The 9,376-nt window shown below is 68.2% G+C and carries 7 protein-coding genes and 1 pseudogene; 5 read left to right on the top strand and 3 right to left on the bottom strand.

Going from position 1 to position 9,376, the window contains the following annotated elements; genetic code table 11:
• Positions 1-234: 234 nt before the first annotated feature.
• The gene (locus CCN51_RS32025; RefSeq protein ID WP_014181290.1) at positions 235-1,344 is read left to right on the top strand and encodes a 2-dehydropantoate 2-reductase; all 1,110 of its coding nucleotides are present in this window, start codon (positions 235-237) and stop codon (positions 1,342-1,344) included.
• Here CCN51_RS32025 and CCN51_RS32020 read toward each other — a convergent pair.
• Entirely contained in the window at positions 1,241-2,524 is a 1,284-nt protein-coding gene (locus CCN51_RS32020) for an MFS transporter (RefSeq protein WP_014181291.1), read from the bottom strand. The genes CCN51_RS32025 and CCN51_RS32020 overlap by 104 nt on opposite strands.
• Before the next feature lie 76 nt (positions 2,525-2,600).
• Here CCN51_RS32020 and CCN51_RS32015 point away from each other — a divergent pair, with 76 nt between their 5' ends.
• The 3 genes and pseudogenes from CCN51_RS32015 (at position 2,601) to CCN51_RS32000 (ending at position 5,635) form a co-directional block, all read left to right on the top strand.
• Complete coding sequence (locus CCN51_RS32015) at positions 2,601-3,167, top strand: TetR/AcrR family transcriptional regulator (protein WP_014181292.1); 567 nt, start codon at positions 2,601-2,603, stop codon at positions 3,165-3,167.
• A 518-nt stretch (positions 3,168-3,685) separates the two neighbouring features.
• Positions 3,686-4,958 (top strand): annotated as a pseudogene (locus tag CCN51_RS60185) (transposase); the annotation flags it as partial.
• Between the two features lie 323 nt (positions 4,959-5,281).
• Positions 5,282-5,635 (top strand): integrase, encoded by a 354-nt coding sequence (locus CCN51_RS32000; RefSeq protein WP_202948318.1) that lies wholly within the window; start codon positions 5,282-5,284, stop codon positions 5,633-5,635.
• On the opposite strand, the gene CCN51_RS31995 is transcribed toward CCN51_RS32000, so the two are convergent.
• Entirely contained in the window at positions 5,613-5,918 is a 306-nt protein-coding gene (locus CCN51_RS31995) for a helix-turn-helix domain-containing protein (protein ID WP_014181294.1), read from the bottom strand. The two genes, CCN51_RS32000 and CCN51_RS31995, sit on opposite strands and share 23 nt — an antisense overlap.
• Positions 5,915-6,298, bottom strand: a complete 384-nt coding sequence (locus CCN51_RS31990; protein ID WP_014181295.1) for a type II toxin-antitoxin system RelE/ParE family toxin — start codon at positions 6,296-6,298, stop codon at positions 5,915-5,917. Before CCN51_RS31990 ends, CCN51_RS31995 begins: the two co-directional genes overlap by 4 nt.
• A 1,265-nt stretch (positions 6,299-7,563) precedes the next feature.
• On the opposite strand from CCN51_RS31990, the gene CCN51_RS31985 reads away from it, so the two are divergent.
• Complete coding sequence (locus CCN51_RS31985; RefSeq protein WP_014181296.1) at positions 7,564-8,655, top strand: integrase core domain-containing protein; 1,092 nt, start codon at positions 7,564-7,566, stop codon at positions 8,653-8,655.
• Positions 8,656-9,376: the final 721 nt, after the last annotated feature.

Below are 9,376 nucleotides of genomic sequence, written 5' to 3'. Positions count from 1 at the left end.
CACGAAAATCTTGCAAGAGCCCAGATTCCGGCACCCACAGGCTGGTGGCGGCGGCGCTGAGCGTCGCGACGGCCGTCGTCGGCGTGCGGATCACCCGTACCGCCACCCGCACACGCGAGACCGCCGCCCCGGCGGGGGCCCCGGCCACCCCGCTCACCGAACCGCGCTGAAGCACTCACCCACACACCCGCTGGAGCCTCCGCCCCTCGGCAACGCAGTGAAGGACACGGAGACATGACACGCATCCTCATCGTGGGCGCAGGTGCCACCGGCGGCTACTTCGGCGCCCGACTCGCCCGCGCGGCACGCGACGTGACGTTCCTGGTCCGCCCCCGTCGCGCCGCCGAACTGCGCGCCGACGGGCTGCGCATCACCACACTGGAGGGATCCGAACGCCTGGAGCCGAAGCTGGTCACCGCCACGGAACTCGACGGTCCCTACGACCTGGTCCTGCTGACCGTGAAAGCCGGTTCCCTCGAAGCTGGCCTCCAGGACCTCAAGCCGGCGGTCGGCCCGCGCACTGCGATCGTCCCCTTCCTCAACGGCATCGACCACCTCGACGTGATCGACACCCAGTTCCCCTCAGCCGTCCTCGGAGCCGTCGTGAAGGTCGCGGCGCAGCTCACCCCGGACGGCGCGACCACCGTGTCGGCACCGGGCGCGAGCCTCGAGATCGGCGAACTCGACGGAGGGCACACGGCCCGTCTACGCGACACGGCCGCCGCGCTGGACGTCGTCGGCTTCGACGTCCAGGTCTCCGACCGCATCCTCACGTCGATGTGGCACAAGTGGGTCTTCATCGCCACGACCACCACCATCACCTGCATCGCGCAGGGCACCATCGGTGACGTGGCGGCGGTGAGCGGCGGCAAGGGGTTCGCCGACGCGGTCCTCGCCGAGGCCGCCGCCGTGTCCGGCGCCCGACGCCGCCTACGTCGCGCTGCAGGCCACCGTGACGCAGGAGGGTTCGCCCTTCGCCCCGTCGATGTACCGGGACGTCCTGGACGTGCGGCCCACGGAGGTCGAGCACGTCCTGGCCTCCCTTGCCCGTGCGGCGAAGCGACTCGACCTGTCCGCTCCGCTGCTGAACGCCGCCGTGGTCCGCCTCCGGGTGCACAACCAGCGCGTCGCGAACGCCTCCCGGCCGGGCTGAGACCGGGCGGACGGCAACCGAACGTCCGACGCACCGCGCTCGCCGCGGCCTCGAGCGGGCCGCGGCGACCGGTTCCCGGGCGGTTCCTCACGCCTGGGGAACACCTCCGGTCGCGGGGGTGCGGGTCGCGCGCAGGCGCTGGGCGAGCAGGGCGAGGGCGCAGAGGGCGGCGACCGTCGCCGCGTAGGTGACGAACGTGTCCTGCAGACCGGCGTGCGTGGCGGCGATGCCGGCGATCACGGCCGGGATGCTGAAGGCCAGGTAGGAGATGACGAAGGCGACGGAGAGCAGCTCGCTGCGTTCGGCGGGGCGGGCTATCCGGGCCAGGGTGCCGAAGCTGGCGAGGGCGGAGCCGCCGAAGCCGACGCCCGCGATCGCGGTTCCGAGCGCAGCCGCGGTCAGGGAGTGCTCCTCCACACCGGTCAGGGCGACGGCCGTGCCGACGAGGAGCAGGGTCGCGCTGACGGCGAGGGTCCGTCCGACGGGCCAGCCGCGCAGGGCGAGAGCGGTGACGAAGGCCGGGCCGGTGAGCAGGGTGACCACGAGTCCGCCGACGACGTGGCTGGAGAGGCCGAACAGGCCGACGGCGACGGACGGGCCCAGGGAGAGGTAGAGGCCGCCGAGCGCCCAGCTCGCGATGAGGATCGGGACCAGGCTCAGCAGGTCGGCCCGCAGGTGGGGGGCGATCCGCAGGCGGGGCTGGAGCGAGCGGGCGGCGCCGGGGCGGCGCAGCGAGGTCTCGGGCAGGGCCGACAGGAGGGCGCCGGCCACCACGAGGGCGAGGAGCAGCAGCACGTAGACGAGGCGGGTGGGGTGCGGCCCGTATTCGATGAGGAGCCCGCATCCGAGCGAGCCCAGTCCGAGTCCGAAGGTGGGTGCGGTGCCCGTGACGAGGCCCGCCCGGTGCGGGGCGTGCGCGGGGTTGAGGTCGGACAGGGCGGCGCCGAGCGTGGTCATGGCGGCCCCGGTGGCGATGCCCTGGATGAAGCGTGCCGTCAGCAGCAGGCCGACGTTGCCCGCGGTGAGGAACAGGACCATCGAGACCGCTTCGAGGGCGATCGCGGAGAGCAGGACCGGACGGCGGCCGAGGTGGTCGGAGAGGGCGCCGAGGACGAGCAGCGCCCCGATCATGCCGAGCACGTAGACGGCGAAGACCGTGGTAAGGGTGGTGGCGGAGAAGTGCCATTCCTGCTGGTAGACGACATAGAGCGGGGAGGGCGCGCTGGAGGCGGCCATGAACAGCACGAAGACGACCGCGAGGGAGGCGAAGGCGACGGGACGGCTCAGCCGTCGTCGCCTCTCCTCCGGTGGCGCCACCCGGGCGGTGGGCGGCGGGGAGGGCTGGAGCTGGGACGGGGCGGGACCGGACACGACGCGACTCCAAAAGCAGTGATCGATGCGTTTGGGACGCTACCACTAACGCAATGATCAGTGCGATAATTTCCCCATGGCTGACTCGTCGACCCAGGTACGTCCTGGCGGCCGCTCCGCGAAGGTGCGGGCGGCCGTCCACCGTGCCGTCGCAGAACTCCTCGCCGAGGAGGATGCGGAGACCCTGACCCTGCCCGCCGTGGCCGCGCGCGCCGGCGTGCACCCCACCACCTTGTACCGGCGCTGGGGGTCCGCCGCCCAGCTACTCAACGACGTCGCCACCAGCCGCTTCACCGGTGACCTGGTCGTCCCCGACTCCGGCTCCCTCGCCGGCGACCTCCAGCGCTGGCTCGCCGATGTGGTCACCGACGTCGCCGACCCGGACACGCTCGCCCTCATGCGGGCGACCATCGGCTCCGGCCCGGCGGGCGGCTGCGCCTGCGTCGAGGACCGCCACCGCCAGCTCGGCGCGATCATCCGGCGCGAACAGGACCGCGGGGGGACGGCACTCGACGTGGAGACCGCGGCGGACTTCCTCCTCGGCCCGCTCTACTACCGCGCCATTTTCACCCCCGAGCCTGCCTCCGCCGACTGGGCCCGCACACTGGTGTCCACCTATCTGGCGACGCTCCGGACGCCCTGAGCCGCACACGGATCGCGGGGGCGCGGCGTGGCGCACGCACAGGCATCTTGCCTGGGCGGCCCCTTCGGTATCAGGCGCAGTACCTGTGGGACTCTGTCGCCCGATTCGCGGTGAGGCCCGATTCGACCAGCGTGACCTGAGCATTCAGCGTCAGCGGCCTACCGGTTGGGCCAGGTCGACCGAATCGGGCGACAGAGTCCCACAGGTCGCTCGTAGGCAGCAGGCGGAGCATCGCGAACGCGTGAGTCACAGCCAGGTAGCCCAGTCGCAGCAGCACGACCGAACATCATTCCGCGCGATCGATACCCACGCGAGAGGGTAGGATCAAGCGATCGCCGTCGAAGTCCGAACAACCCGCTCACCGCTTCCCATCAGCGCGGATGGGGTTCTTGGCAAGCGACACGATCCTGTTGCCCATTTACCGTTTGTGCTGGTCGGGGTGTTGATTGTTGCGGCAGGCTGGTCTGGTGGCCGGTCTTTCTCGTTCCCGGTCACGGAGCGGGAGGGGCCCGGTGTTGATGGAGCCGCGGTTGTGGCCGGAGCCGGCGCCGGAGGTGGCTCGGGCGGTGCGGGCGAAGTACTCCGGCCGTCAGGTGCCGCTACCGGTCGCGGTACGTGATCGGCTCGGTGAGTTGTTCGCAGATGCCGAGTTCACGGAAGCGTTCGCGGTAACAGGGCCGCGTGGCTGGTCACCGGGCCGCTTGGCACTGGTCACGGTGGAGCAGATGGCGGAGAACCTGACCGACCGACAGGCTGCTGAAGCGGTGCGGGACAAACTCTCGTGGTCCTACGCGCTCGGACTGGGCCTGGAGGATCCCGGCTTCGACTTCAGTGTCCTCTCCCAGTTCCGCACCCGGGTCGCCGCCCATGGCCTGGAAGAGAAGGTGCTGGACTTGTTGGTGGCCAGGCTGGTCGAAACAAGGCCTGCTGGCCCAAGGAGGCAAGCAGCGCACGGACTCCACCCACGTGGCCGCGGCGGTGCGGGCCCTGAACCGGCTGGAACTGGCCGGGGAAGCGGTTCGCGCCGCACTGGAAGCGCTGACCTGCGCGGATCCGGACTGGGTAGCCCAGGCGGTGGACGTGGCTTCATGGAGCAGGCGGTACGGACCGCGGGTGGACAGCTGGCGCCTGCCCACTTCCCGGGCCAGGCAGCAGAAACTGGCCGTGGACTTCGCCCGGGACGGCTTCGCCCTGCTGGGCGCGGTCTACCACTCCAGCTCTCCGGGCTGGCTGCGCGAGCTGCCCGCGGTGCAGGTTCTGCGGTGCGTGCTGCTGCAGAACTACACCCGCACCACCACCCGAGGCGGCCGCGAGGTCGTCAAGCGGCGGGAGAAGACCGATGAGGGCGGTGACGGCCGACCGCCCGGCCACCTACGTCTGTCCTCGCCGTATGACACCGATGCCCGATGGTCCGCCAAACGCGACATGTTCTGGAACGGCTACAAGCTTCACATCAGCGAGACCGGCACCTCCGCTCCCGAAGCGGCACGCACACGCCCGAACCTGATCACGAACATCGCCACCACCCACTCCACAGTGCCGGACAGCAAGACTCTCCCCGCAGTCCACCACGCGCTCCAGCAACGCGGGCTGCTTCCCGATGAGCACTACCTCGACTCCGGCTACGCCACCGCCGAACTCATCCACGGCTCGGTCAAAACCTACGGCATCGCACTGATCACACCAGTCCTGCTGGACACCTCCCGGCAGGCCAAAGCCCAGGCAGGCTTCGCCGCCACCGACTTCACCATCGACTGGGAAGCCGAGAAGGCCACCTGCCCCGCCGGACATTGCCCTTGCCGGAAACGTCATCCATGCAGGTCACGCCGCATGCCGGTACTCGTGGAGGATACCGCCGAGGCGATCGTGTCGACGTATCTTGAGGTGAGCTAACGTGTCCGGATCGTCGATCGGCGGGGGCAATGGGTGCAGCGGCCTGGCGTTCGCGATGCCCTGGTGTGGTCGGTGTCCGTTGTAGAACTGCTCGAACTCGCGCAGGGTGGCGAGGAGATGTCGTTGGTTCCAGATCAACGTCCGTGAAGGGTGTCTTTATTGCCGCATGGTGGTTGACCTGGGGCTTTTCGATCGCTCAAGTATGGGCATGATCAGTGATCGTGGGTCTGCGATTGCGCTACCTGATCTTCTGCCGACTGCTGGGCTGCTTCCTCTTGCTGGGCCGATCGCCCGCCGCGAGCAACGCCGAGATCCTTGCGCTTCGTCATGAGGTCGCTGTGCTTCGCTGGCAGATCGAACGGCCGCGGCTCTCCTGGGCTGATCGTGGCGTGCTCTGCGCTCTCGCACGGCACCTCCCACCCGCCGTACGCCGCCATCGGCTGGTCACCCCGGGCACGCTGCTGACCTGGCACCGTCGTCTGGTGCGCTGGAAGTGGCACCAAGCACCGGTCCCGTCCGGTCGTGTGCCGTTCGGAAACTCGTCGTTCCTGGTCAGGCTGCGTGGCCGATGGTGATGTGGAGGGGCTGGCCCAGGGCGGTTGCTACGCGCAGGAGGGTGCGGGTGGAGGGGAGGGTGAGGCTGGTTTCGAGGCGGGCGATGGCGGGTTGGGTCATGCCGGCGCGGCGGGCGAGTTCGGTCTGGGACCAGCCCAGTTCGGTGCGGCGCTGGTAGACGGTGCGGCCGATTTCGATGGCCAGCCCGGTTTCGTCGTAGATCTGCTGAGCCTGGGGGGCGAGACCGGTCTCCTCGTTGGCCAGTTCCTTGGTTCGGCGGGTCTTCCATGTGGAGTGGTTCACAGTTCTTCCTCCTTCACGTTGCGGTCGTAGATCTCGTGGCTGTTGGCGGGGCGGTGTTTGGCTTCGCACCGTTGCTGTGCTGCGTGGGCGCGGTCGACTTCTGCGGTTTCGCGCATGCGGGTCTTGTGGAACACGGTCAGCATGACGATGCGCCGGGCGGGGGCGAGCCAGTAGGTGATGCGTTGTTCGCGGCGGTGCAGGGAGAACCGTAGTTCGCGTAGCTTGCCGCCCAGGTGGCGGGTCTGGGGTTCGCCGAGTGTCTCGGCATGGTCGGCGAGGAAGTCGGCCAGCTTCATCACGCGCAGGTAGTCGGCGGGTGGGAGCGAGTCCAGCCACTGCTGGACTTCCGCTTCAAGCTCGATTTCGTACCGCTCACCCATACCAAAAATCATATACCGATGCCGCGCGGGACTCCATCGGGCTGGCTTGCGAATCGTCTCTGCGGGAATGGAGTGTGGGTGTGGGAGGTGGAGGCGGTGTCGACGAGGATCACATGTCGACCCTGCGACGTGAACGGCCCCCTCGGCCTCTGCGGCAGTGTGAATGTTGGCGCCGCTGTCGACGGCGGTGACGCGCGTGCGGGGCTCCCTCTGTGACTGGCGGTGTATCGCTCCGTACCGCCCCGAGCGGACCGCTACAGAGTGAAACGGTTGGCTACCAAGAGTGGTCGCTGGGCTGGGGGTCAAGGGGTCGCAGGTTCAAATCCTGTCGTCCCGACCAGCATCATCGCAGGTCGGAGGCCGTTTCCGCGGGTAGCGGAAGCGGCCTTAACCGTTTCCGGGCTGGGAGCAATGGGGAGCCCTCTGGGAGCCCTCGTGCTCCCAACTCGCAGACGTGTCAACGGTGCCCGATTCGTCCGTCACCCGATCCGGTAGACCTACAGCGCCGTACCGAGTCCCTGTGCGCCGTCGTCAACCACAGGCCCCCGATGTCACCTGATCGATTCGGATGCTCTCTGCATCGAGAGGTATAAGGACCCCTTGTCGGCTCTCGACCCCCTTTCGAGGTGGGAGCGTGGTGTCGTGCTCCCTATGCGACAGGGGGGAGGTGGGGGCTGACGGCCTTGGTCGGCCCGTTTCTGCAGGCAGTCGGGGCTCGGGTGTCCGGGGCGCGAGTTGCCTGCCGGGTCAAGGCGGGGCAAAGCCCCTTGACGTCCGCGTGCAGATGGGGCACTCCCAGGGCGTGAGCGCCGTATCCGGCTCCACGGCGCAGTGGCGAGACAGTCGACTGGGTGTCTCGGCGCAGAAAATAGTGTGCCAAGCATGGGCTGGCGGCTGTCGGTCCCGACAGGCGCGGGTATGTCGGGCAAGCAAACTCAGCGGCAGTCAGGTCGAAATGACCCAGGAAAGCCCCCACGTCGAAGGCGTGTTCTGCATAACTGGCCACGTCCTCGGTGACGTCTGCCTGGTCGCAAGCGCATGGGATGGTGATGGGTCACAGTCCATGACATCCGGTGCGGGCTCGGTTGCCCACCGTCCTGGCCGTAGAGTCGATCCTCGACGGGAGTCAATCAAGGGATGGCAGCTCTGCGGGTGCCGAAAAATCATCCATGCAGGTGGGGGGCTTGATCAGTAATCTTCGGCTCTGCATGAGCTGGCCCAGGCGTCTTCTCCTGCCCAACGCACCGGCGGCATCATGATGTGCCGTGCTGCTGCGTTTGGCCTACCTCGCCGCGACCAATGCCCTGGCGGTCCTACGCCTCCTGCCGATGAGCGACAAAGAGAAGGACATCGAGATCCTCGCACTCCGGCACCAACTGCTGGTCCTGCAGCGCCAGGTCGGCAAGCCGACCCTCACCGAAAGCGACCGTGCCGTCCTCGCCGGCCTGCTCCACCACCTCCCCAAAGACAGACTGCGGCACCTTCTGCTCCTGGTCCGCCCCGACACAGTGTTGCGCTGGCATCGTGAGCTGCTCAGGCGGCGCCATGCCGCGACCTGCGTACCCAGGCGACGTGGACGCCCTCGCACCATCCGGTCGATCCGTGCCCTGGTCCTGCGCCTGGCCAGGGAGAATGCCTCGTGGGGGTATCGCCGGATCCACGGCGAACTCGCGGCGCTGGGGATCAAGGTCGCCGCCTCCACGGTTTGGGAGATCCTCCGCGAGCACGGAATCCGCCCCGCACCCGAACGGCAGAGCACCACCTGGGCCGACTTCCTCCGCAGCCAGGCCAAGGCCCTTCTCGCCTGTGATCTCTTCGAAGTCCGCACGCTGACGGGGGCGCGCCTGTACGTCTTCGCTGTCATCGAGCACACCACCCGTCGTATCAGGGTCCTCGGCGCCACGGCACACCCCACCGGGGACTGGATCGTGCAGCTCGGACGCAACCTCCTCATGGACCTCGAAGACGCGGGCAGCAGGGCACGGTTCCTGATCCGCGACCGCGACTCGAAGTTCACAGCCGCCTTCGACGCCCTGATGACCGATGCCGGTCTCAAGGTCGTCACCACCGGCATTCGGATACCCCGGATGAACTCGGTCATGGAGCGCTGGATACAGACCTGCCGCGCCGAACTCCTGGACCGGACCCTGATCTGGAACCAGAGCCACCTCCTTCACGCCCTGCGCGAGTACGAATCCTTCTACAACGAGCACCGCCCGCACAGAGCCCTGGAACAAGCCGCCCCCTGCCGCCCGCTACCCACACCCATCACCCAACAAGCCCAACTCGCCCACCTGGAAGTCCACAGACGAGACCGACTCGGCGGAACCCTCCACGAATACCAGCACGCTGCCTGAGCTGCGCGGATGATTTATCGGCACCCGCACTGCTCCTCGTCGCTCAACTTACCCAGCGATGGGGCACCCGCTATACCCGCACCGGCAAAACCATTTGGGCTGAGCAGCCCATCTCCATGCGTTGAGTCGGCCAGGCGCTCTCAACGCGGCGCATGGCCACTCCACCGTTGGCCCTCAGGAACTTTGAAGGCTTCCGCCTACCCGTCAGGCTTGATCAGGCGTTCCTGTCCGGGTGATCCCGCGGTGGTCGGGTCATAGCGGAAGGGCCTCCTGGTAGCTCGGGATTGCGGTCCCACCGAGCAGTTCCAGGAGGCACTGTGTCGCACTCTTAACGGCTCCGACATGGCGGACGAATGGCAGGTCGGCGGGCCATTGCTGCCAGCGCCGGGGCGGCTTCAGGGACGGGGTGGCCGGTCGGAGGGCTACTGTCACCGCGTGACGCTGGACGCGGTCCACAGCAGTCGTCGCAGCGAGGGTGCCGTGTTCAGCTGAAGCGGGTCTGTGAGTTCCGCCGCGATACTCCGACGACCTCACCCGACAGCGTGCCCGTTCGGGTCCTGCAGATGCTCGAGAGCCGCGGCGGCCGTCTGCTCGGCTTACCGGTTCTCAGACCCGTTCGACCACTGTGTCGGCGGTCGAGATTTCCAGAGCGAGTGTGTTGTGGAGGGCAGTGTTGAGGGCGTGGTGGGGGTCGGCGGTGGGGGGCGTTCACGAGTGGAGG

Source organism: Streptomyces milbemycinicus, from assembly GCF_002154605.1.
Taxonomy (GTDB): Bacteria; Actinomycetota; Actinomycetes; order Streptomycetales; family Streptomycetaceae; genus Streptomyces; species Streptomyces milbemycinicus.
The sequence above is the reverse complement of the archived record's forward strand: the minus strand, read 5'-3'. Positions and strand labels throughout refer to the sequence as shown.

Bases quoted from the DNA above. Each gene is read 5' to 3' on its own strand.
- CCN51_RS32025 (WP_014181290.1), top strand. From the start codon at position 235: ATGACACGCATCCTCATCGTGGGCGCAGGTGCCACCGGCGGCTACTTC.
- CCN51_RS32015 (WP_014181292.1), top strand. From the start codon at position 2,601: ATGGCTGACTCGTCGACCCAGGTACGTCCTGGCGGCCGCTCCGCGAAG.
- CCN51_RS31990 (WP_014181295.1), bottom strand. From the start codon at position 6,298: ATGGGTGAGCGGTACGAAATCGAGCTTGAAGCGGAAGTCCAGCAGTGG.